This window comes from Bacillus velezensis, assembly GCF_001461825.1.
Lineage (GTDB): Bacteria > Bacillota > Bacilli > Bacillales > Bacillaceae > Bacillus > Bacillus velezensis.
The window spans coordinates 481,143-501,505 of record NZ_LLZC01000019.1 but is presented as its reverse complement, the minus strand read 5'-3'; the positions used below and the strand labels follow the sequence as shown (position 1 = coordinate 501,505).

21 protein-coding genes, 2 riboswitches and 1 other annotated feature are annotated in these 20,363 nt (G+C 47.4%); of the genes, 14 read left to right on the top strand and 7 right to left on the bottom strand.

Going from position 1 to position 20,363, the window contains the following annotated elements; translation table 11 throughout:
* Positions 1-10: 10 nt before the first annotated feature.
* A complete protein-coding gene (locus AR442_RS12975) occupies positions 11-1,060 on the bottom strand; it encodes a lactonase family protein (protein ID WP_021493810.1) in 1,050 nt (349 codons plus the stop codon).
* A 70-nt stretch (positions 1,061-1,130) separates the two neighbouring features.
* Complete coding sequence (locus tag AR442_RS12970; protein ID WP_053285023.1) at positions 1,131-1,991, bottom strand: dimethylarginine dimethylaminohydrolase family protein; 861 nt, start codon at positions 1,989-1,991, stop codon at positions 1,131-1,133.
* A gap of 189 nt (positions 1,992-2,180) precedes the next feature.
* Between AR442_RS12970 and AR442_RS12965 the strand changes: the two genes are divergently transcribed.
* The 8 genes from AR442_RS12965 (at position 2,181) to AR442_RS12930 (ending at position 8,426) form a co-directional block, all read left to right on the top strand.
* Positions 2,181-2,699, top strand: a complete 519-nt coding sequence (locus tag AR442_RS12965; protein WP_021493808.1) for an acyl-CoA thioesterase — start codon at positions 2,181-2,183, stop codon at positions 2,697-2,699.
* Between the two features lie 99 nt (positions 2,700-2,798).
* Positions 2,799-3,344: a GNAT family N-acetyltransferase gene (locus tag AR442_RS12960; protein WP_053285022.1), complete on the top strand. Its 546-nt coding sequence runs from the start codon at positions 2,799-2,801 to the stop codon at positions 3,342-3,344.
* Between the two features lie 12 nt (positions 3,345-3,356).
* Positions 3,357-3,465, top strand: a riboswitch (guanidine-I (ykkC/yxkD leader).
* 66 nt (positions 3,466-3,531) lie between these two features.
* Positions 3,532-3,870, top strand: a complete 339-nt coding sequence (locus tag AR442_RS12955) for a DMT family transporter (protein ID WP_053285021.1) — start codon at positions 3,532-3,534, stop codon at positions 3,868-3,870.
* The gene (locus AR442_RS12950; protein WP_007407235.1) at positions 3,870-4,184 is read left to right on the top strand and encodes a DMT family transporter; all 315 of its coding nucleotides are present in this window, start codon (positions 3,870-3,872) and stop codon (positions 4,182-4,184) included. Before AR442_RS12955 ends, AR442_RS12950 begins: the two co-directional genes overlap by 1 nt.
* Before the next feature lie 74 nt (positions 4,185-4,258).
* The gene (gene purU, locus AR442_RS12945) at positions 4,259-5,161 is read left to right on the top strand and encodes a formyltetrahydrofolate deformylase (RefSeq protein WP_003154764.1); all 903 of its coding nucleotides are present in this window, start codon (positions 4,259-4,261) and stop codon (positions 5,159-5,161) included.
* 86 nt (positions 5,162-5,247) lie between these two features.
* Positions 5,248-5,461 (top strand) — a binding site (T-box leader).
* A gap of 69 nt (positions 5,462-5,530) precedes the next feature.
* The gene (gene proB, locus AR442_RS12940; protein ID WP_007610876.1) at positions 5,531-6,643 is read left to right on the top strand and encodes a glutamate 5-kinase; all 1,113 of its coding nucleotides are present in this window, start codon (positions 5,531-5,533) and stop codon (positions 6,641-6,643) included.
* The gene (gene proA, locus AR442_RS12935; RefSeq protein ID WP_014417546.1) at positions 6,640-7,887 is read left to right on the top strand and encodes a glutamate-5-semialdehyde dehydrogenase; all 1,248 of its coding nucleotides are present in this window, start codon (positions 6,640-6,642) and stop codon (positions 7,885-7,887) included. The genes proB and proA overlap by 4 nt, the downstream gene beginning before the upstream one ends.
* A gap of 113 nt (positions 7,888-8,000) precedes the next feature.
* Positions 8,001-8,426, top strand: coding sequence for an organic hydroperoxide resistance protein (locus AR442_RS12930; RefSeq protein ID WP_007610880.1), 426 nt, complete (start codon positions 8,001-8,003; stop codon positions 8,424-8,426).
* Positions 8,427-8,453: 27 nt separating this feature from the next.
* Here the strand turns inward: AR442_RS12930 and AR442_RS12925 are convergent, their stop codons facing one another.
* On the bottom strand, positions 8,454-8,963 hold the full coding sequence (locus AR442_RS12925; protein ID WP_014417547.1) for a MarR family winged helix-turn-helix transcriptional regulator: 510 nt from the start codon (positions 8,961-8,963) through the stop codon (positions 8,454-8,456).
* 73 nt (positions 8,964-9,036) lie between these two features.
* Here AR442_RS12925 and ohrB point away from each other — a divergent pair, with 73 nt between their 5' ends.
* From ohrB to AR442_RS12905, 4 genes are all read left to right on the top strand, one after another.
* A complete protein-coding gene (gene ohrB / locus AR442_RS12920; RefSeq protein ID WP_003154758.1) occupies positions 9,037-9,447 on the top strand; it encodes an organic hydroperoxide resistance protein OhrB in 411 nt (136 codons plus the stop codon).
* Positions 9,448-9,587: 140 nt separating this feature from the next.
* Complete coding sequence (locus AR442_RS20870) at positions 9,588-10,157, top strand: alpha-helical endospore appendage domain-containing protein (RefSeq protein WP_014417549.1); 570 nt, start codon at positions 9,588-9,590, stop codon at positions 10,155-10,157.
* Positions 10,158-10,178: 21 nt separating this feature from the next.
* The gene (locus tag AR442_RS12910) at positions 10,179-10,643 is read left to right on the top strand and encodes a hypothetical protein (RefSeq protein WP_014417550.1); all 465 of its coding nucleotides are present in this window, start codon (positions 10,179-10,181) and stop codon (positions 10,641-10,643) included.
* Positions 10,644-10,647: 4 nt separating this feature from the next.
* Positions 10,648-11,775 carry a glycosyltransferase gene (locus AR442_RS12905; RefSeq protein ID WP_053285020.1) on the top strand — a complete coding sequence of 376 codons (1,128 nt, stop codon included), beginning with the start codon at positions 10,648-10,650 and terminating at the stop codon, positions 11,773-11,775.
* A 21-nt stretch (positions 11,776-11,796) separates the two neighbouring features.
* On the opposite strand, the gene AR442_RS12900 is transcribed toward AR442_RS12905, so the two are convergent.
* Together AR442_RS12900 and AR442_RS12895 are read right to left on the bottom strand one after the other, a co-directional pair.
* Positions 11,797-13,446 (bottom strand): BclA C-terminal domain-containing protein, encoded by a 1,650-nt coding sequence (locus AR442_RS12900; protein WP_053285019.1) that lies wholly within the window; start codon positions 13,444-13,446, stop codon positions 11,797-11,799.
* A 240-nt stretch (positions 13,447-13,686) separates the two neighbouring features.
* Positions 13,687-14,871, bottom strand: coding sequence for an MFS transporter (locus tag AR442_RS12895; protein WP_053285018.1), 1,185 nt, complete (start codon positions 14,869-14,871; stop codon positions 13,687-13,689).
* Between the two features lie 81 nt (positions 14,872-14,952).
* Here AR442_RS12895 and yeiL point away from each other — a divergent pair, with 81 nt between their 5' ends.
* Positions 14,953-15,624 carry a transcriptional regulator YeiL gene (yeiL, locus tag AR442_RS12890; protein ID WP_053285017.1) on the top strand — a complete coding sequence of 224 codons (672 nt, stop codon included), beginning with the start codon at positions 14,953-14,955 and terminating at the stop codon, positions 15,622-15,624.
* Positions 15,625-15,672: 48 nt separating this feature from the next.
* Here yeiL and metE read toward each other — a convergent pair whose 3' ends face one another.
* Both metE and AR442_RS12880 read right to left on the bottom strand, forming a co-directional pair.
* Positions 15,673-17,961, bottom strand: a complete 2,289-nt coding sequence (metE, locus tag AR442_RS12885; protein WP_053285016.1) for a 5-methyltetrahydropteroyltriglutamate--homocysteine S-methyltransferase — start codon at positions 17,959-17,961, stop codon at positions 15,673-15,675.
* Positions 17,962-18,044: 83 nt separating this feature from the next.
* Positions 18,045-18,199: riboswitch (SAM riboswitch) on the bottom strand.
* A 139-nt stretch (positions 18,200-18,338) separates the two neighbouring features.
* Positions 18,339-19,298, bottom strand: coding sequence for a S8 family peptidase (locus AR442_RS12880; protein WP_029974679.1), 960 nt, complete (start codon positions 19,296-19,298; stop codon positions 18,339-18,341).
* A gap of 219 nt (positions 19,299-19,517) precedes the next feature.
* Here AR442_RS12880 and AR442_RS12875 point away from each other — a divergent pair, with 219 nt between their 5' ends.
* The gene (locus AR442_RS12875; protein WP_053285015.1) at positions 19,518-20,351 is read left to right on the top strand and encodes an STAS domain-containing protein; all 834 of its coding nucleotides are present in this window, start codon (positions 19,518-19,520) and stop codon (positions 20,349-20,351) included.
* The last annotated feature ends 12 nt before the right edge of the window (positions 20,352-20,363 follow it).

The window sequence follows — 20,363 nt, the reverse complement described above, 5'->3', positions numbered from 1 at the left end:
TCTTTTTTGATTAAACCTGATGCAGAAATGACACGCAGACCGGATACGGAACCGGAATGTCAGATTGAAGCAGAGTCAATTTGCCTGTTTCCGGATCACGTTCAAACAAAACCAGATTTCCCGTTTCTTCGTTTGACGCGACAAGGAATGTCTCGGAAGGGTCAAACGCGAAATCACGCGGCCAGTTTCCTTCTGTCGGCACCCATTCAATCAGAGACAATTCACCGGAATATTGGTTGATCTTATAGATGGCGATGCTGTCATGTCCGCGGTTGGCGGCATAAAGAAATCTGCCGTCTTTAGATATGCGGATCGCGCTGCCTTGCGATTTGTCCGTAAAGCCTTCAGGCAAAGCGGAAATGACCTGCAGCTCTCTGAATTCACCTAAGGTCGGGTTGTATTCAAGCGCGATGACTTCATTACTGATTTCCGTCATGACATAGGCGTATTTTTCCGCCGGATGGAAAACGATGTGGCGCGGCCCTGAACCCGGTGCGAAAGAATGAGTTTTCACCTCTGTGAGCGAACCGTTTTTCATTTGGTAAGTATACAGCGTATCCGTCCCTAAATCGACGGCTGCAATGTAGTTATGCTCAGGTGTATAGCCTGCGAAATGGGTATGCGGTTTCTCTTGTCTTTCATGAGGACCTGTTCCCGTATGAGCGGCTTCGGCAGCCGGCTCCCGCAGACTTCCGTCCTCATTGACGGGAAAGGCGTGCACTTTTCCGCTGTGGTAATTAGCGGTTAACACATATTCATGTTTATCATCAATGCTGACGTGGCATGGAGACGGGCCTTCAATCAGCTGATGGTTCACAAAAGTTAATTCCCCGCTGTTCTGATGAATCTGATAGGCTGCGACGCCGCCTTTTCCGTCTGTCTTTTCAATGGAATACAGCATGCTGTTATCAGAATTCGGAGTGACGTATGTCGGGTTGCCGAGCTTTGCTGCCAGCTTCGGCCGGCTGAGCCGTTTCGCTTCTGTATCAAGTTCAAAACAATAAATGCCTTCGCTTCCGCCTTTTGTATATGTTCCCGCGTATCCTATGTACTTAGCCATTCGGTTTCCCCCTTTAGAGTCTTGTCTTCTCTATATTAACGTATCTTGAAGGAAACTGCCTTGTAAATGTTTAAGATGTTCTGACAAGCGGCAAGGTGCAGCAGCGGAAGGAACCGCCTGATTTAATAATTTCGGAAAACTCGGTTTCAATGACCGTATAACCTCTTTTTCTGAGCTCGCGGTTCGTATGACGGTGCTGCGGCAGGCTGATAATTGTCTGATTGCCGATTGACAGGATATTCGGGCCGAGCGTGAATTGCTCTTCTTCAGGCACTTCTATCATCTCAAAACGTTCGGTGAGAAGATCAATTTCTTTCTGCCGCAAGCCATTTTTGCAGTATAGCGCTTCCGTTTCCGAGATCATATTAAATACACAGTCCAAATGTAAGAAATCCTCCTTGAGAGGGATCGGCACAACCGTCATCTCCGGCAGCGCCTCCTGCAGCTCCCGGACAGCCGCTTTATCCGTGCGCTTGCTCAGCCCGGCGTAAACGGTGCCGTCTGCGATCAAGATGTCGCCGCCTTCAATGTTCGCTTTTTTCAGTCGCGTATAAGGGATTTTCTTATTGTCAAGCAGGTCTTGAAACACTGTTTCTTCTCCCTGCCGGACTGAAGCCGCCATGTTTGAAACAAACGCCGTCTCGCCTAAAACAAATCCGATATCCCGGGTGAATACCTGTTCAGGCAATGCGGGATCGGCAGGCAGCAGGACGACTTCAATCTGATGAGATCTTAAAATGTCAATAAACTCACTATGCTGTTTGAGGGCAACGGGTATGTTAATATTTTCTTGTTTGAAATGTTTCTGCGTTCCGTTAATAATATCCTTGATGGCCATGTGTTCCGGCCGGCATAAGATGACTGTCTGCAAAGCATCAAACTCACTGCGGCAAGCCGGTTTCCGCGTGGATTTGGGAATGGATACGTCCATGTGATATCCTCCTATCGGTATTCAATGTGCGTTTATTATTCCCGGATGTGATGAATAATGAAACATTTCTGAGAGAATATCTAACCAACTTAATATTTAAAATTTTAGACAAAACGGTCAAAGTATTGTTTAATAGGGTACAGATGAATGAGTCAAAACGACCAGACACCAAAGGGGAGTTTAAATAATATGAAGTTGCCAGAATCAAGATTTTGCAAAGAAACAAGGGTTGTTAAAACAAGCAGGGTTTTTCCGCTTGATACGAATAATCACAATACGCTGTTTGGCGGAAAGCTGATGAGCTACATTGATGATATCGCTTCAATTTCCGCGGCCCGCCACTGCCGGTGTGAAACAGTCACGGCCTCAATGGATTCTGTAGATTTTTTGCGCCCCATCGGCCAACAGGATTCCGTATGCCTTGAATCTTACGTCACATGGGTCGGCACATCGTCTATGGAGGTGTTTGTCAAAGTCATTAAAGAGCATCTGATGACGGGCGAACGCGAGCTTGCGGCAACGTCGTTTCTGACCTTTGTCGCGCTTGATTCAAACGGGAAATCGGTACCCGTTCCGCGGATCGTGCCGGAAACCGAGGAAGAAGTCATGCTTCACAATACGGCCGTTCAGCGCGCCGGAGAACGAAAAAACCGCTTAAAACACAGCAAAGCCCTGGCCGAGGCGCTCGGAACAGATAAACCTTGGTAATCGTCAAACCGCTTTTTAAAAAAGCGGTTTTTTTATGCTGAGAAAGGACTTTTCCTGCCGGATCCATAATCTATTACAGGGAAAGGAGACGTGGCGTGCATGATGGAACATAAGTCTTCCGGCACCATCCTGACAACCGGGCGTATCCGTCTGCGGACTATGCGGGATGACGATGAAGAAAATTTGTACGGGCTGTTTACCGACAGAGAGGTCATGAAATATTATCCTTCTCTTAAAAGCAGACGGGAAACGAAGGAATGGATTGCCTGGAACAAACGATTGGCGAAAGGATACGGCGTCAGTCTTTGGATCGGAGAGGATAAAGAGACGGGCGCATTTCTCGGTCAATGCGGAATCGTTCCGCAGACGGTAAACGGAAACACTTTGATGGAAATCGGCTATATGTTTGCCCGCCGCCACTGGGGCTGCGGCTATGCGACAGAGGCGGCGAACGCCTGTCTGGACTACGGTTTTCATATGCAGCAATACGGACGCATAGCGGCGCTGATTGATCCGGAAAACGCTGCCTCCGTCCGTGTCGCGGAAAAAATCGGCATGGTGCCCGGTGAGACCGTTACCAAATGGGAGAGGCAGCTGACGGTTTTTGACATCACATCTGACGTTGAACGTTTCGGCGAAATGTAGTATGATACGAACAGACATGTTTTCTAGGGTTCCGCATGTTCATACATGGCCTGGTCCGAGAGAAAACACATATGCGGACATATCCCGCATATGCACACGGAGGGAAAAAAGCCCGGGAGAGTCAATCTCATGAGAGACGACTATCCGGGCTTTTTTGTATTGTCCGGATACAGAAAGGGTGAAGAACATGAAATGGGGTTTAGTGGTCATAGCGGCCGTATTTGAAGTGGTATGGGTCACCGGCCTGAAACATGCTGATTCAGCACTGGCGTGGAGCGGCACGATTATGGGAATCATCATCAGTTTTTATCTATTAATCAAGGCGACAGACAGCCTGCCCGTAGGAACGGTATACGCGGTCTTTACCGGACTCGGGACAGCGGGCACCGTGCTCAGTGAAATCCTGCTTTTCAAAGAACAGGCCGATCCGGTGAAAATCGTGCTGATCGGCGTTTTGCTGATCGGTGTCATCGGATTAAAGCTGGTCACACAGGATAAGCCTGAGACGAAGGAGGAGAAGGCGTAATGCATTGGATCAGCCTGATAGCCGCGGGTCTTTGTGAAATGCTCGGGGTCATTTTAATGAATCAATTTCAAAAAGAAAAGAAAGTCAAATGGATTCTTTTCATTATCGCCGGATTTGCGGCTTCTTTTTCCCTGCTTTCTTATGCGATGGAGACGATCGCGATGGGCACGGCCTATGCGATCTGGACCGGTATCGGCACAGCGGGCGGCGCATTAGCCGGCATTCTTTTCTACGGCGAGCAGAAGGATGCGAAGCGCATCTTTTTCATTGCGCTTATTTTATGCGCTGCCGTAGGGCTGAAAATTCTTTCGTAAATTGATTTTTATCAAATCTTCAGTATAATCTATTAGTAAGTTACGAATTATGAAGATACGAGGGATTAAAACAGATGAATTCATATATGACACAGCGGCTGAAAGAATACCGCCGCGGGAATGAGGAAAAAGGGCGCCTGCTTGTCAGCTGCCCCGACCAGCCGGGAATTGTATCGGCCGTGTCGGCGTTTTTGTTTGAACATGGCGCAAACATTATTGAATCAAATCAATACACGACTGACCCTGAAGGCGGACGGTTTTTTCTTAGGATCGAATTCGACTGTAAGGGCATTCGTGAGAAAAAAGAGGACTTACAGCAGGCGTTCGCCTCAATCGCCCAGACATTCGGCATGACATGGAGCCTGTCTCTGGCAAGTGAGCTGAAGCGAGTGGCGATCTTTGTATCGAAGGAGCTGCACTGCCTTCATGAACTGATTTGGGAATGGCAAAGCGGCAATATGATGGCCGAAATTGCGGTCGTCATCAGCAACCACGAAGAGGCCAAAGAAGTGGTCGAACCGCTGAATATTCCGTTCCATTACATGAAAGCTAACAAAGACATCCGCGCCGAAGTGGAGCGGCGCCAGCTTGAGCTGCTGGAGCAGTATAAGATTGATGTGATCGTTCTTGCCCGATACATGCAGATTTTGACGTCTGATTTTGTATCTGCCCATCCGAATCGGATTATTAACATCCACCATTCATTTCTGCCGGCCTTTATCGGCGCTAATCCGTATAAACGGGCTTATGAGCGCGGAGTGAAATTAATCGGCGCGACTTCTCACTATGTGACGGACGATCTTGACGAAGGGCCGATTATTGAACAGGATATTGAACGCGTCGATCACAGAGATCACGCAGAGGATCTGAAGAATATCGGCAGAACGATTGAGCGGAGCGTGTTGGCAAGAGCCGTAAAATGGCATCTGGAAGACCGCGTCATCGTTCACGGAAACAAAACGATCGTATTTAATTAATGACGGTCCGCCGGGGAGGCGGACTGTTTTTTATGGATGAAAATGTCTTGACAAGAACCTGTTTTCTTTGCATAATATAAAAAAATCATTGAGCGTTGAAGAGGATCAGTACGCAGAACTTTCTGTGACAGAGAGCAAAATGGCCCGCTGAAACATTTTGCCGCATGAAACCTGCCGAACCTGCCTTGGAGTCCTGAGGGGAAAACTCAGGCGCGATAACCTGGCGTTACAGGAAAGCGGGACGCGTGAAAAACGCGTTCAAACAAGGTGGTACCACGGAAAGCCCATTTCGTCCTTATTTTTCAGGACGGAATGGGCTTTTTTTATTGACGAGAGCCGGTTTGGATTGATTGCCACGGAGGAGAAATGATGAAAAAACAAAGAATTGTTGTGAAAATCGGGAGCAGCTCGCTCACCAACAGTAACGGAAGTATTGATGAAGCAAAAATCAAGGAACATACGGAAGCCATTTCTTTATTAAAAGAAAACGGGCATGAAGTGATCCTCATTACCTCAGGCGCGGTGGCAGCGGGTTTTTCCGCTCTCGGCTATCCGTCGCGACCCGTTACGATAAAAGGAAAGCAGGCAGCTGCCGCAGTCGGCCAGACGCTTTTAATGCAGCAATATATGGACCATTTAAAAAGATACGGTCTGACGCCGGCACAAATTTTATTAACAAGAAATGATTTCTCAAAAAGAGAGCGGTACAGAAATGCCTATGCCACTGTAATGGAACTGTTGGAGCGGGGAGTCGTGCCGATTATTAATGAGAATGATTCCACATCAGTCGAAGAGCTGACGTTCGGTGATAACGACATGCTGTCGGCGCTTGTAAGCGGGTTGATTCATGCAGACCAATTAATGATTCTCACAGACATTAACGGGCTGTACGATGCCAATCCGAATGAAAACCCGGACGCAAAGCGGTTCGACTATCTGAATGACATCACACCAGAATTGCTCGGGTATGCCGGATCAGCAGGCTCAAAGGTTGGCACCGGAGGCATGAAGTCAAAACTTCTCGCCGCCCAGACCGCATTGTCGCTCGGGGTGAAGGTGTTTATCGGAACCGGCTCCGGACGGGAAAAACTGATGGGAATTTTAGACGGAAAAGGCGACGGCACTTATATCGGCGATAAAGACCTGTCCTCAGTGAATAATACACGGCAATGGATCATGTTTCATTCTCCGATATCAGGGGAAATCATCATTGATGGGGGAGCGGAGCAGGCGATGATCCATAACGGGTCAAGTCTCCTCCCGGCCGGTGTCGCCGATGTCTGCGGCAGTTTTCCGAAAGGGGCTGTAGTGGAAGTCAGAGGGCCCGGCGGCATTATCGGCAAAGGGCAGACGCAGTACTCATCCGATGAAATTTTAGAAGCCAAAGGGAAGCGGAGCGACCAGCTTTCAGGAACGAAGCAGGTGGAAGTGATTCACAGAGATGATTGGGTGAATTTATTTGACGAGGGGGAACACAAATGAGTGAAGTATTGCAAAAAGCGGCTTTGGCAAAAGAAGCGGCTGCCGAAATGGTCATGAAAACGACGGCTGAAAAAAACGAAGCGCTCCAATGTATTGCAGACGGACTCAGAAATGAACGCCGGCTGATTTTAACAGAGAATCAGAAAGATATTGAAGCGGGACGGAACAGAGGACTGACACCTGACATTATTGACAGGCTGACTCTTGATGAAAAACGCCTGCTCGATATCGCGGACGCCGTGGAACTATTAATCGGTCTTGAAGATCCCGTCGGTGAATCGCTGGAGACCATTCAAAAAGAGAATGGATTATCCATTGAAAAAATCCGCGTGCCCCTCGGAGTAGTGGGCATGATCTATGAGGCCAGACCGAACGTTACCGTAGACGCGGCCACACTCTGCCTGAAAACCGGAAACGCGGTTGTGCTCAGAGGAAGTTCTTCCGCCATCCACAGCAACATAGCGCTTGTCAGTGTGATGAAACGCGCACTGGGGCTGTCAAAGCTTCCGATTGATGCCGTTCAGCTCATAGAAGATACAAGCAAAGAAACCGCCAAACAGCTCTTTACATTAAATGACGGGCTGGATGTATTGATCCCGCGCGGCGGTAAAAATTTAATTGATCTTGTGGTCAGGGAATCAACCGTACCCGTTTTAGAAACCGGAGCGGGCAATTGCCACGTGTACATAGATGAGTCAGCAGATCCTCAAATGGCAGGCGAGATCGTCATCAATGCCAAAACACAGCGTCCTTCGGTCTGCAACGCGATTGAATCTCTTTTGATTCATGAAAAATGGGCCGAAGAACACGGGCGAAAGCTGCTGAATCAGCTGACAGAAAAAGGGGTGGAGCTCCGGGGAGACCAGGTGATTTGCAGACTGGAGCCTCAAGCGAAACAAGCAGAAGAAGCCGATTGGGGAGCGGAGTACCTGGCGCCGATTCTCAGTGTGAAAACGGTGCAGGACGTACAGGAGGCGGTCCGCCACATTCAGCAGTACGGCACAAACCATTCAGAAGCCATTCTGACGGAGAACGCCGAGCATGCGGCTTACTTCCAGACCGCCGTTGACGCCGCCGCCGTGTATCATAATGCTTCAACCCGGTTTACGGACGGTTTTGAATTCGGATACGGAGCCGAAATCGGCATCAGCACGCAAAAGCTTCACGCGAGAGGGCCGATGGGGCTTCCGGCGTTAACATCTACAAAAATCATCATCAAAGGAAACGGACAAATCCGCGTATAATCTTTTAAGCTTATCCTTCAAAAAGGGTAGGCTTTTTTTATGCGGAAAGATTGACGGTTTCTATTATATTGTGTAAGATTAAATTGTACACAATATAATAGAGGTGAATTCACATGACAAAACCATTATTTACTGCAACCGTATCAGCCGCCGGCGGACGTGAAGGGAAAGTCACGTCTTCTGACGGAGTGCTGAATCTTGATGTTGCCATGCCGGGAACGCCAAGAGCAAAAAAGCTCGAACATGCCACAAACCCTGAGCAGCTGTTTGCCGCAGGATATTCAGCCTGCTTTGACAGCGCTCTTCAGCTCGTAGCGAGAAAAGAGCGTCTGAGTATTGAAACAGAGGTCACTGCACATGTCAGTCTGCTGAAAGATGAAGCAGACCAAGGATATAAACTAGGCGTTACGCTTGAGGTCAAAGCATCCGGCATTGATAAACAGGAGCTTGAAGCCCTTATTCAAAAAGCGCACGGTGTCTGCCCGTATTCAAAAGCGACAGCGGGAAATATTGAAGTGAAGCTTCTGGCAGCAGAATAAAAATAAGGATGCCCATTCGGGGCATCCTTATTTTTTGCCGTGCAGCGTATTCAAAACCTCATAAAGCGACTGCTTTAACTGCTTTAATTCCTCTTTTGACCGTCCCGTCTGTTCCAGCATGGCAATGGGGATATCCGCCGCTGTTTTCTGCAAGGCCCGTCCTTCATCTGTGAGCCTGATCGTCACGGATCGCTCGTCTTCAGCCGACCGCTTTCTCATGATGATTCCGTGCTGCTCCATCCGTTTCAGCATCGGTGTCAGCGTTCCGGAATCCAGGTACAAAAGCTCACCCATCCGTTTCACATTCAGTTCTTCGTGCTCCCATAATAAAAGCAGCGCCAAATACTGGGGATAAGTTACGTTGAGCTTATCAAGCAGCGGTTTGTACCGTTTCGTCATTTCCCTTGAGCTTGCGTACAGCAAAAAACAAAGCTGATTCTCCAGTTTCATATGTTCAAAATCTTTTTCTGCCATTACTTCTTTCACCAACTCTTTGTTTGTTAACGTTACCCCTATTGTAGCCGAAAAACGGTCCATTTCCTATTCCTCATGTTTAAAAATATGAGCAGGGGCAATATATACAGTAAGTACAATGAGGAGGCTGATAATAATGGCATTATTTACTTCAAAAGCGACCGCAGTCGGCGGACGAGCAGGACATATTAAATCCGAAGACGGGGTGCTGGATTTTGACATCATCATGCCGAATGCAAAAAAAGACGGAGAAACCGGCACAAACCCTGAACAGCTCTTTGCGGCAGGGTATGCTGCCTGCTTCGGGGGAGCGCTTGAGCTTGCCGCCCAAAAACAAAAAATCGACATGACCTCTGAAATTGAAGGACAGGTCAGCCTTTTAAAAGATGAGAGTGACGGAGGTTACAAAATCGGCGTAACGCTCGTCATTGATACAAAAGATCTTGACAAAGAAACGGCGGAGAAGCTAGTGCACGCCGCTCACGAGTTCTGTCCGTATTCAAAAGCAACAAGAGGAAATGTAGACGTCAAACTTGAATTAAAATAAATCAACGAACGAATATCCCGGATTTTATATCCGGGATATTTTATTAACGAAAACATCAGTAATGATCTCTTCTCTCCCGGAATAAGAATACGATATAGCACTTTTGCATAATGACACCAAGAGAAAAGAGGGAGAAATCGATGTCTCTTCCAAACATACCGAACATCACCCCCGACATTACACTCTCCAGATGTGAGACCCTGAACCTCCTTCTTTCATCCGTGGCTATGGAAGAAATCGGACTATCCCATATTCTGCAGGCGGAAGCGGAAAGGATTCAAATGTTTCTCGGCGCTTCCGGCGATCCCTCCTTGGAGGAATTGTCATCAATCAATAGAAGCACTGAACGGCTCCTGCGCACCGTCATGAAATCACAACTCCTTTTGCAGACGAAGCTTGAGGACATTATCTTCTTACAGGATTCTGAAGCCTGTATGGACCCGGACGATCCAAGCAATCCGAGTAATCCGGGCGATCCTGATGACCCGTGGAATCCGGACGACCCAAGTAATCCGAGTGATCCGGGCGATCCTGATGACCCGTGGAATCCGGACGATCCCAGTGATCCGGAAGATCCATGCGACCCGTGCTTTCCGAATCCGCATCCTGAAGATCCGTGTGACGGCCTGTTTTACGGCCGCATTGGCTGCTGTGAGTGCGGGGATTGTGAGGACTGCGGTTGGAAGAAGAAAGGCGGGGAGCGTTCATAAAAAAAGAGACGGGTGAAGCATATGCCGTATCCAAGCATCTCAAAAGCGAAACAGACATCTTTTGAAGCCATGCATTGCCTCACGATTGCGCTGTTAAATATATTATCTGTGACCGTGGATAAAAGAAGGGATTCAGATTACAAAGAAGAAATCAGGCTGTTCTCCGCATTGTGCCGCTGTCAGATGGAAACAGGCGGCCGGCTGTTTTTAATGGTCAGCTTGGAAGAAGAGCAGAAGCAGATGTATGAGCGGCACTTTCATGAAATGAAGACAGTTACGGAACGAACGAAAAAATTCATTTTTGAAAGCCCGCGCGAATTCCGGGCGCATCCCATTACGAAGCGGGCTGTCAGGCAGCTTCAGGAATGGGATGCAGAATCAACTGCCGAACCTGCCGTCAGATGGGTGCGGCCTGTCATCATAACGATGAACGGCACTCCTGAACGGCCTTGGTTCAATCAACAACTCCAAAATCGGGAAAGGTGAGAAAATGAGCGGAAATGCTGAATGTAAACTGACTCTTTGCATGATTGTGAAAAACGAGGAGAGATACATCTCCCGTTGTTTATCAAGTGTACAAGACATCGTTGATGAGATCGTCATCGCAGACACCGGATCACAAGATAATACAAAAGATATATGCAAAAGCTTTCAGGCAAGAGTGTTTGATTTCGAATGGGAGAATGATTTCGCAAAGGCCAGAAATTACGCCCTGCAGCATGCCGAAGGAGATTGGATTTTAGTGCTTGACGCGGATGAAGAGCTCGATCAGGAGACGGGCCGCTTTTTAACTTCGCTGCTTCATGACGGATTACCGAGCCGGGGCCTTTTGAAAATCATCAATTATACGGGGAAGCAGCTCGATGAAAACGAAGCGTTTGAAAGCATGCAGCCGAGACTGTTCCGCAATCATAAAGGCCTTCTGTATCAAGGCAGAATTCACGAGAATATCTCGGCTTCCAATGAGGAAGAAAACAATACTTTTTTCACGATCCCATGTGTGATTCATCACTACGGCTACTTGGAGCAGGAAGAAAAGATCAAGCAAAAACATAAACGGAATATCAGCATTTTAAATGAAGAGCTTTCAGAGGAAAATCCTGATCCGTGGCTTGTCTATCATTTGGCAAGTGAATGCTACAGAATAAAAGACTATGAAAAAGCATTACATCTTGTCAACGGCTCAATTTTTCAATTTTTAAGCGAAAAACGAATGCCTCCGTCTCTCCTGTATTATTTGAAATATACAATATTGCTTGAGCTCAAACGGTATGAAGAAGCCGAACAAGGGATTGAAAAAGTGCTCAAGCTATATCCTGATTACAGCAATCTTCATTATTATAAAGGCCTTGTATTATATCATTTGGAAAAGTACAGAGCGGCAATCAAAGCATTTGAAAACGGAACGCAGGTTGAAGGAGAAAACGCTGATCACTTAATTTTAAAAGGTGCCGCCGATTTCAGAGCTTTTTATTATATGGCAAAATGCCATGCTGAATTAAACCATGATATGACGGCCATCGCTTACGCCAAAAAATCCGTGAAGTTCAATCCTCAATTTAAACCCGCGCAAGAGCTTCTGTCTCAATTAAAAAAGGATCAGCGGACAAACGCCTGATCCTTTTTTTTGCATGTTCCATTAAGATAATCGAATAATGTTTAAAGCTGCACCGACGCTTCCTCCAAGCAATGTGGCCGCACCCAATAATCCGAACAGCTGAAGCTGGATGGTGCTGCCTGCTGGCAATGTCACAATAAAGGAGTTATTAAAGTTTGCCAAAGACGCGACCGGGGCGATAATCGAACTTGCAGGAGGAGTGCCGTTGATTAAAATACGCGAACTTACAAGCAAGCCGGCCGTTAAATTAATATGGTAGGAGATATAGTAACGTCCCGCCGGAGCAACGGTGAATACGGTATTTGCGGCATTAACCGTTATATCCGCAGAAAGGTTTTGTTCATTCGGTAAAGAAATGGTCGTGCCGCCGACAATAACTGCGACAACACCGCCGCCCGTATTGCTTGCATAGCCGGAAGTTGCTGTCAGACTTGTTCCGGTGATTCCGGTCGGTCCGGTGCCGCCAGTAGCGCCGGTGCTTCCAGTCGGTCCAGTAACGCCAGTAGCGCCGGTGATTCCGGTCGGTCCGGTGCCGCCAGTAGCGCCGGTAATTCCAGTCGGTCCGGTAACGCCAGTAGCGCCGGTGATTCCGGTCGGCCCGGTTTCGCCAATAGCGCCGGTGATTCCGGTCGGTCCGGTGCCGCCAGTAGCGCCGGTAAATCCGGTCGGTCCGGTAACGCCAGTAGCGCCGGTAATTCCCGCCGCAGCTAAAAGTGTATAGTCAGCTGAGGCTCCAGGGGTTCCCGCCGGGCTGTTTACGTTTGCGACGTAAGAGCTGCCGTTGAAAGTAACTGGCTGTCCGGCGGTATAGGCAGCGGCGGCGAGGGGATCAAACGGTACGATGCCTTGCAGTCCGGCGCCCGTGACCCCTGTCGGCCCGGTCGGCCCCGCGGCGGCAAGCAGTGTATAATCCGGCGATGTCCCGGGAATGCCTGAAGGGTTATTGATATTTACGACATAAGAAGCACCCTCATACAATACAACCTGCCCCGCTGTATAAAAAGGCGCAGCAGCGGGATCAAAAGCTGTCAATCCTGTCAATCCGGCTCCTGTAGCGCCTGTTGGTCCGATCGGCCCGGTTGATCCTGCGGCAGCTAAAAGCGTATAATCGGCAGACGTATCCGGAATCCCTGCCGGCGAAGGTGTGTTCACGACATAGGAGCTTCCGTTATACAAGACAACCTGTCCGGGTGTATAAGTGGGAGCAATCAGCGGATTAAAAGCAACAATCCCTTGAAGACCCGCACCGGTGACCCCCGTCGGCCCGGTCGGTCCGGTTGGCCCTGTCGCTCCGGCCGGGCCGATTGCTCCCGTAGGTCCTGCGGGCCCTCCGGCTGGTCCCGTCGGCCCCGTAGCACCAGTCGGTCCCGCCAGTGTAGGGATATTTGAGATACTGTCCAATTTTGAACCGAGAAGAAGCTCCTGTTTCATTAAGCTGTCAAGCGTATCCCGGACGCTCTCATTCAGGTTCAGAATATCCGCAAGACTTGACGGGGGCCCTGTTAATCCGGGAATCGTTCCGAGCGCGTATTGGATTTTTTCCCCTTCCGCATTCAGAATATGTGCCATTCCCAGCTCTTCCATAGCAATTGACGAAAGAAGAAGGTTAATGGTATCGTCTCTGGAAAGTGTAACGACAGGGGTGATATTAGGCAAATTAGGCTGTGACACAATGTCCCTCCTTATGAGTTGGCTGAAAATCATTTTATTACGAACAAAGTTCCCCGAAATAAGCGTAAGCAGTACTGTATCAGTATATTCACTGACTCTGTCCAAGTTTCTGAACGAATTCCCTTCATTAAATTCATCATATATGAAGGAAATACTTTAAATATAGAGAAAATACATCGCACAGCATTCGCAAATCGGTCAAAATGACAGCGGGACATGTGATCGTCTATAAAGCGATGGCTACATATCTTGAGCGTTTCCTGCAAAAACTCTCTTTTTCATTTCAAGTTTTCTGTATAAAAGGGCGAGAAGCATGGATGGTATCGTACAAACAATCATTCCGATAAAGGCATACCGGGGTTCAATTTCATATAAAAAACCTCCGAAAATAGTAAATACCGCAGTGCTCCAGCTGAGAGCAAGCGCTGAATATATGCCTTGGGCTTTCGGGATTTGCGCCGGTGAAATATTTTTAATTAAGTATTTCATAAATGCATAGTGTCCCATAGCGAATGAACAGGCATGCAGCGTCTGCGCAATACAGAAAATGATGATATGCGGAAAGGCAAATACGAGTATCCAGCGTACGGTAGCACCAAGCGCCGCCAAGGCGAGCAAAGAGCCTGCCGTAAATTGATGAAAGTATCGGTCAGCGATTGCAAAGAAGATAATCTCCGCGATAACGGCGATGTTGATGATGATTCCGATGGCATATGCGGGCGCATCGATTTCCTGCAAAAAGAGATAACCGTAATTGTAGTAAGATGCATGTGCCGCCTGCAGTAAGATAACGATTGCGAGCACCAGACCGAAATATTTGATGCGGAATAAGGCAAACATACCCTCTTTTCTTGCGCGGTCTGTTTCCGGCCGTTTCGAGAGAACAGCTGGTGCATGCATAAAGCTGAGGCATGCGAATATCAGGGTGCCCAAAAGCAGTGCCCATAAAATCGCTTGATCTCCGAATATACCTGTAAAGACGGACAGGATGACGCCGGCTGAAACAAAACCCGCGGACCCCCACTGGCGGCTTGTCCCATAAGCCTTTAATTCGTTATGCTGTACAAGGACGCCGCAAGCGCTGTCTAAAGCAGGCATTAAAGCAGGGTAGAACACATGCAGCACTAATGTGACAAGAAGCAGGCTTTGAAAAGAATCAGCGGGAATATAACATAAAAGTGCGAGAAGCGTCCCGATTCTGGCGCCGTTTAATAAGGCTTTGCTGCTGAATTTTCCTGATAAATAAGGGAAGAAAAATAATGTGGAAATCCCTCTTGCCGCCAAGCCCAGGCTCATAATGAAACTGGCTTCGGATACGGAAACCCCTTTTATATGCACCATCCATCCCGTCCAATAGGGCAGAAAAACACCCCATGTCATAAAAAAACTAAAAAAATGCAGACTCATCCAGCGATATGCTTTCATTCCCGTTCCTCCTTTAATTGGCATGTTATCATGTAAAGACATAAAGACAATATGAGATATCTCATATTTTTGGGGTGGACGATGGAAATTTATAAAGGCGAGAAAAAGCGGCATCAGTTAGAAAAACACTCAATCGCGCATTTATTCTCTTTCCCCGCTGAAAAGTTTATGGAAGTGCACGAATATGAGCGGGACGAATGGATGATTCAAGAGGGCAGGAGGCCTGACTTCCTGTTTTACGTGATTGAAGGAAAAGCGAAAATATATGTAACCCATCAAAACGGGAAAGTTTCTTTAATTAATTTTATCAACAAAAATGATTACATCGGAGAGATGGAACTATTACATGAAGTGTATTACACAAAAGGAATTCAAGCCTCAGCGAAGACTGTTTGTTTTGCTCTGCCTATTTACCGCTGCCGCGCGCAATTGCTGCAGGATGCGAAATTCCTGCGTGAGTTGGCTAAGTTTTTAAGTGCTAAGGCAACGCTTATGGCTTCGAAATATTCACAAAGTCTGGCGTTCCCGCTTGAAAACCGGCTTGCTGATTTTATTTTGCAGACGGCTTATGAAGGGGTTTATAAAGAGAAGCACGTAACGGTCTGTGATTATTTGGGTGTATCTTACCGTCATCTCTTGCATGTGCTGACGCAATTCTGCCAAAAAGGGTATTTGCAAAAAGAAGGGCGGGGCTATCAAATTAAGCAGCATGATTCATTATATGAACTTGCAGAAGCGCTGAAGAATAAGTAGCACGCCCAGAAAAAACAGCCACCCGCGATTTGCGGATGGCTGTTTTCATTATACAAGCTGAGCTTGTTTTTTTCGTGCCTGTTTCGCGGCGTCGACCATATTTTTTAATGCCGCAACGGTTTCTTCCTGCTGTCTTGTTTTCAGTCCGCAGTCCGGGTTTACCCAGAAGCGGTCAGTCGGACACACTTCAAGCGCGTCATCAATAATTTGATAGATTTCTTCAGTTGCCGGCACACGCGGGCTGTGAATGTCGTATACACCGAGTCCGAGGCCTTTCACGTAAGGATGTTCTTTCAAGTATTCTAAAAATCCTCCGTGGCTTCTGCTGTGTTCGATTGTAATGACATCCGCGTCAAGATCATTGATCGTATCTACGATATCTTCAAAGTTGCTGTAACACATATGCGTATGAATCTGCGTCTCATTTTGCACAGAAGACGTCGTTAACCGGAATGCTTCTGCGGCCCAAGTTAAATATTCATCCCAATCCTGCGTTTTTAACGGCAGTCCTTCGCGGAGCGCGGGTTCATCCACTTGGATAATTTGGATACCGGCATCTTCAAGCGCTTTTACTTCTTTTCTGAGGGCAAGCCCGATCTGGAAGGCGATTTCTTTTCTTGAAATATCCACACGCGGGAATGACCAGTTTAAGATGGTGACAGGTCCCGTCAGCATGCCTTTCATGTGTTTTTCCGTCAGCGATTGGGCGTAGACCGTATCTTTTACCGTCATCGGTTCGATAAATTCGACATCTCCGAAAATGACAGGCGGACGTACGCAGCGTGAACCGTAAGACTGCACCCATGCATATTTCGTAAAGGCGAATCCGGCCAGTTTTTCACCGAAGTATTCCACCATGTCCGTCCGCTCAAATTCTCCGTGAACGAGCACGTCTAAGCCGATTTCTTCCTGAATGTCAACCCAGCGCTTCGTTTCCGCATTAATAAAGGCTTGGTACTGTTCATCCGTCCAATCTTTTTTCCGCCATTTTTGCCGTGCGCTCCGCACCTCGGCAGATTGAGGGAAGCTTCCGATTGTCGTCGTCGGCAGAAGGGGAAGACCGAGTGATTCATTTTGCAGCGCCAATCGTTCTTCAAAGCTTGCCGGACGGGAGAAATCTTTTTCCGTCAGCTGATTCAGCTCTTCTTTTTGAGCTGAGTTCGCTCCTGTTGCGAATGCTTTTAAAGCCTTAAGTGCCGCTTTTGACTCTTCGATCTGCTCACTGACGGCCGCTTTGCCGGACAGAAGCCCTTCTTTTAAGACGCCGAGTTCCGCCAGTTTTTCTTTAGCGTATGACAGGCCGTTCAGCAAATCCTTTTCAAGATGCTCGTCAGGGTGTTTTGCCACCGGCACGTGCAGAAGGCTGCTTGAAGGCTGAATCCATAACTCCTCAACGTCAGCATGGCTGAGGATATCCAGAGCCGCATCAAGGCGTTCTTCAACATCGATTTTCCAAATGTTGCGGCCGTCGATCACACCGGCTGCCAGCACTTTATCTTTCGGGAAGCCGTGCTTTTTCAGCTGCTCAAGGTTTCTGCCTTTATCATGCACGAAGTCAAGCCCGATTCCCTGTACGGGATAAGAAACGAGTTCTTCATATGCATCAACCGAATCAAAGTATGTCTGCAGGAGAACATTCAGTCCTGAAAGCTCTTTTGTGATCGCTTCATAGAGGTCTTTGGCGGCACGGACGTCTTCAGAAGAAGCTGTCACAAGGGCCGGCTCATCGATCTGAACCCATTTGACGCCTTCAGCTTCAAGCTCTTTCAGCAGCTGCACATAAAGAGGAACAAGGCGTTTTTGAATCGCTTTCGCTTCTGATTCTTCGTATCCTTTCGCAAGCGTGACAAATGTGTACGGACCGACAATGACAGGTTTCGTTTCCGCTCCGAATTCTTCTTTGATCCGGCGGTAGTCATCAAGCTGTTTGTTTCTCGTCAGACGGAATTCAATGCTTTCGTCATATTCAGGAACGATGTAATGGTAGTTGGTATTAAACCATTTCGTCATTTCACTGGAAACGGCGTCTTTTACACCGCGGGCAATCGCAAAGTATGTATCAACGGGATCCGTGATGCTGCGGAATCTTTCCGGAATCCAGTTAAAGCTGACGGCTGTATCAAGCATATGGTCATAATGGGTGAAATCAGAGACCGGCACGATATCGATATGTTGGTCAAGCTGTGTTTTGACAGCTGATAAGAATAAACCGTCAAGTTCTTTAAGAAACGTTTCTTTGTCAGTGTTTCCTTTCCAATAAGCCTCAAGCGCTTTTTTCCATTCTCTGTTCAAGCCGATTCTCGGAAAACCGAGGTTCGAAGTTTTGATTGTTGTCATTAAGTTTCCTCCTTTAAGTGAGATGTAACAAAAAAGCCCCTTTCTCATGAGAGAAAGAGGCTTTAACTTCAAAATGTAAGCCTCTCTCATCTCTCAGATCACGTCTGATGGAATTAGCACCGTGCCTTATGAGACAGTCGTCTCGGCGCAAAAATCACGCGCCCCATTTCACAATGGAATTACGGTCGGTTGCTGTTGGGGTCAAAAGGCCAATCCCTCGCCCAACTCTCGATAAGAGAAAGTATTTCAATTTTTTTGAAAAGTTACATCATTTGTTGGTTATCTTATCAGCTTATTCAGATCACTGTCAATAGAAAATCTCACATTTTAAAAATTGGTGATGTGACAAGCTGACCATTCATTATATGAGAAAAATATCAGAAAGACAGCAGCTGTGCCTGTTCGGCTCTTTCCATCAGCACTTCAGGCGCGTCTAAATACAGAAACCCGTTCCCGGCCAATGTTTTGGCGATGTCCAAAGGAAGGGTCCGCCGCACGAGCTGGGCGTAGACTTCAGCCTCAGAAAGCGTCCGCTGAAACGCGTCCTGTTCAAGCCCTTTTATTAAGGCAAGCGCTCCACTCACATGCGGGGCGGCCATTGAAGTGCCCGTCAGCTTCCCGTATTTATGGTTGGGAAGGGTGGAGAGAATATTTTCTCCCGGAGCCACCAGGTCAATCTCTTTATTGGCGTTTGAAAATTCAGACGATTTACGGGCGATTGAGACTGATCCGACTGCGATCACTTCGTTGTAAGCGGCCGGATACGACAGTTCCTCTGTACGCTCGTCTCCGTCGCCTTCGTTTCCTGCCGCGCAAACGACCAGAACACCGCTTTTTACCGCATTTGCGACGGCTTCTTTCAATTCAGGCACATCGCTTGGCCCGCCGAGTGACATGGAAATGATATCGGCCTTTTGTTCAACGGCGTAGTTGATGCCGTTAATGATCCATTCGTATTTGCCGCTGCCGTTTTTCCCGCCGAGAACTTTAACGATTAAAAGGCTTGCTTCCGGCGCAACACCCGAAATTCCGCCGTTTGAATCATTGGCGGCAATCGTTCCGGAAACGTGTGTCCCGTGTCCGTTATAATCGGAAATCGCGTCTTCTTTGCCTCCGTCATCATCGGTGAAGTTTTTCCCGCCGACAATCCGGTCTTTCAAATCAGGATGATTGATGTCGCAGCCTGTGTCAAGCACCGCGATTTTAATATCCTTGCCTTTAAACCCTTTTGCCCACAACTCTGGCGCCTTAATCACTTTAATACCCTCTGGAAGCTCGTTCACATCCATGATCTGTTCATCCGTGACATAAGGAATCAAATGCATTTCACCATTCATAAAAAAGCCCTCCTTTTTTATGCTTGCGAGTGGATACAAGGGTGTTGCTACTATTTTATGGCAGAGCATGCCGGCCGGAAAGAGTCATTTGAAGCATTTTCATAAAAAAGGCGTAATCTATTGCACTAAAAAATTTCAAATAAATGGATAGTTTAACAGCTTTTATTTTCATTCATGACCCGCTGACGCTATAATTGGAAATGGGAAAGGAGAAGAGATATGAAGATAAATGAAGCATTATACGACTATTTTACAGAACAAGCGGATCAAATTGCGAAAGAGTGGATCGAAACGATGGAAGATTCGGACCCGAATTCGGTTTATTCTTTGGCAAATCCTGTCATCACAGAAGAACTGACGGAGCAGGATAAAGAATTTTACCGGCATATTAATAAAATGTATATCATGCCGGAAAAAGAATTTTTAGAAGAGTTCGAGCAGTGGGTGATTGAGCTCGCGAAAGACCAGAAGCATCTGGATACACCCGTCCAGTATGTGGTCCGTGAATTCATGAGAAACCGGAGGCTATACATCAGTTATTATGATGCGTTTGCCGATAAACATGAATCTTCGTTTGCAGAGGGAGAAAGGAAGAAATGGGAGAATTTAATTGTACGAGTATTTGATTTTACGATTTACACGTTTGTCGATCATGCCGAGCATAACTCGAAAATGCAGCTGAACGCGCAAAGAGAAATGATTTTGGAGTTAAGCTCGCCGGTTATCACGCTGAGCAAACGGACGGCGCTGCTGCCGCTTGTCGGCGATATTGACACGGAGCGCGCCAAATTCATTCTTGAAAATACGCTGAGCACATGTGCAAAACGGCTGATTGAACATCTGTTTATTGACCTGTCGGGTGTAGTGGTTGTCGATACGATGGTGGCGCATCAGATTTTTAAATTAGTTGAGGCGCTGAAATTGATCGGCGTCACGTCCACTTTATCCGGAATCAGGCCGGAAATCGCTCAAACCGCCGTACAGCTCGGCATTAATTTCTCAGATATTACGATCAAGTCCAATCTCGCTCAGGCTCTCAATTATCACCAATAACATACATAACAA

What these genes read in the sequence shown, in the direction of transcription:
- AR442_RS12975 (WP_021493810.1), bottom strand. Translation starts at nt 1,060, where the DNA reads ATGGCTAAGTACATAGGATACGCGGGAACATATACAAAAGGCGGAAGC.
- AR442_RS12970 (WP_053285023.1), bottom strand. Translation starts at nt 1,991, where the DNA reads ATGGACGTATCCATTCCCAAATCCACGCGGAAACCGGCTTGCCGCAGT.
- AR442_RS12965 (WP_021493808.1), top strand. Translation starts at nt 2,181, where the DNA reads ATGAAGTTGCCAGAATCAAGATTTTGCAAAGAAACAAGGGTTGTTAAA.
- AR442_RS12960 (WP_053285022.1), top strand. Translation starts at nt 2,799, where the DNA reads ATGATGGAACATAAGTCTTCCGGCACCATCCTGACAACCGGGCGTATC.
- AR442_RS12955 (WP_053285021.1), top strand. Translation starts at nt 3,532, where the DNA reads ATGAAATGGGGTTTAGTGGTCATAGCGGCCGTATTTGAAGTGGTATGG.
- AR442_RS12950 (WP_007407235.1), top strand. Translation starts at nt 3,870, where the DNA reads ATGCATTGGATCAGCCTGATAGCCGCGGGTCTTTGTGAAATGCTCGGG.
- purU (WP_003154764.1), top strand. Translation starts at nt 4,259, where the DNA reads ATGAATTCATATATGACACAGCGGCTGAAAGAATACCGCCGCGGGAAT.
- proB (WP_007610876.1), top strand. Translation starts at nt 5,531, where the DNA reads ATGAAAAAACAAAGAATTGTTGTGAAAATCGGGAGCAGCTCGCTCACC.
- proA (WP_014417546.1), top strand. Translation starts at nt 6,640, where the DNA reads ATGAGTGAAGTATTGCAAAAAGCGGCTTTGGCAAAAGAAGCGGCTGCC.
- AR442_RS12930 (WP_007610880.1), top strand. Translation starts at nt 8,001, where the DNA reads ATGACAAAACCATTATTTACTGCAACCGTATCAGCCGCCGGCGGACGT.
- AR442_RS12925 (WP_014417547.1), bottom strand. Translation starts at nt 8,963, where the DNA reads ATGGACCGTTTTTCGGCTACAATAGGGGTAACGTTAACAAACAAAGAG.
- ohrB (WP_003154758.1), top strand. Translation starts at nt 9,037, where the DNA reads ATGGCATTATTTACTTCAAAAGCGACCGCAGTCGGCGGACGAGCAGGA.
- AR442_RS20870 (WP_014417549.1), top strand. Translation starts at nt 9,588, where the DNA reads ATGTCTCTTCCAAACATACCGAACATCACCCCCGACATTACACTCTCC.
- AR442_RS12910 (WP_014417550.1), top strand. Translation starts at nt 10,179, where the DNA reads ATGCCGTATCCAAGCATCTCAAAAGCGAAACAGACATCTTTTGAAGCC.
- AR442_RS12905 (WP_053285020.1), top strand. Translation starts at nt 10,648, where the DNA reads ATGAGCGGAAATGCTGAATGTAAACTGACTCTTTGCATGATTGTGAAA.
- AR442_RS12895 (WP_053285018.1), bottom strand. Translation starts at nt 14,871, where the DNA reads ATGAAAGCATATCGCTGGATGAGTCTGCATTTTTTTAGTTTTTTTATG.
- yeiL (WP_053285017.1), top strand. Translation starts at nt 14,953, where the DNA reads ATGGAAATTTATAAAGGCGAGAAAAAGCGGCATCAGTTAGAAAAACAC.
- metE (WP_053285016.1), bottom strand. Translation starts at nt 17,961, where the DNA reads ATGACAACAATCAAAACTTCGAACCTCGGTTTTCCGAGAATCGGCTTG.
- AR442_RS12880 (WP_029974679.1), bottom strand. Translation starts at nt 19,298, where the DNA reads ATGAATGGTGAAATGCATTTGATTCCTTATGTCACGGATGAACAGATC.
- AR442_RS12875 (WP_053285015.1), top strand. Translation starts at nt 19,518, where the DNA reads ATGAAGATAAATGAAGCATTATACGACTATTTTACAGAACAAGCGGAT.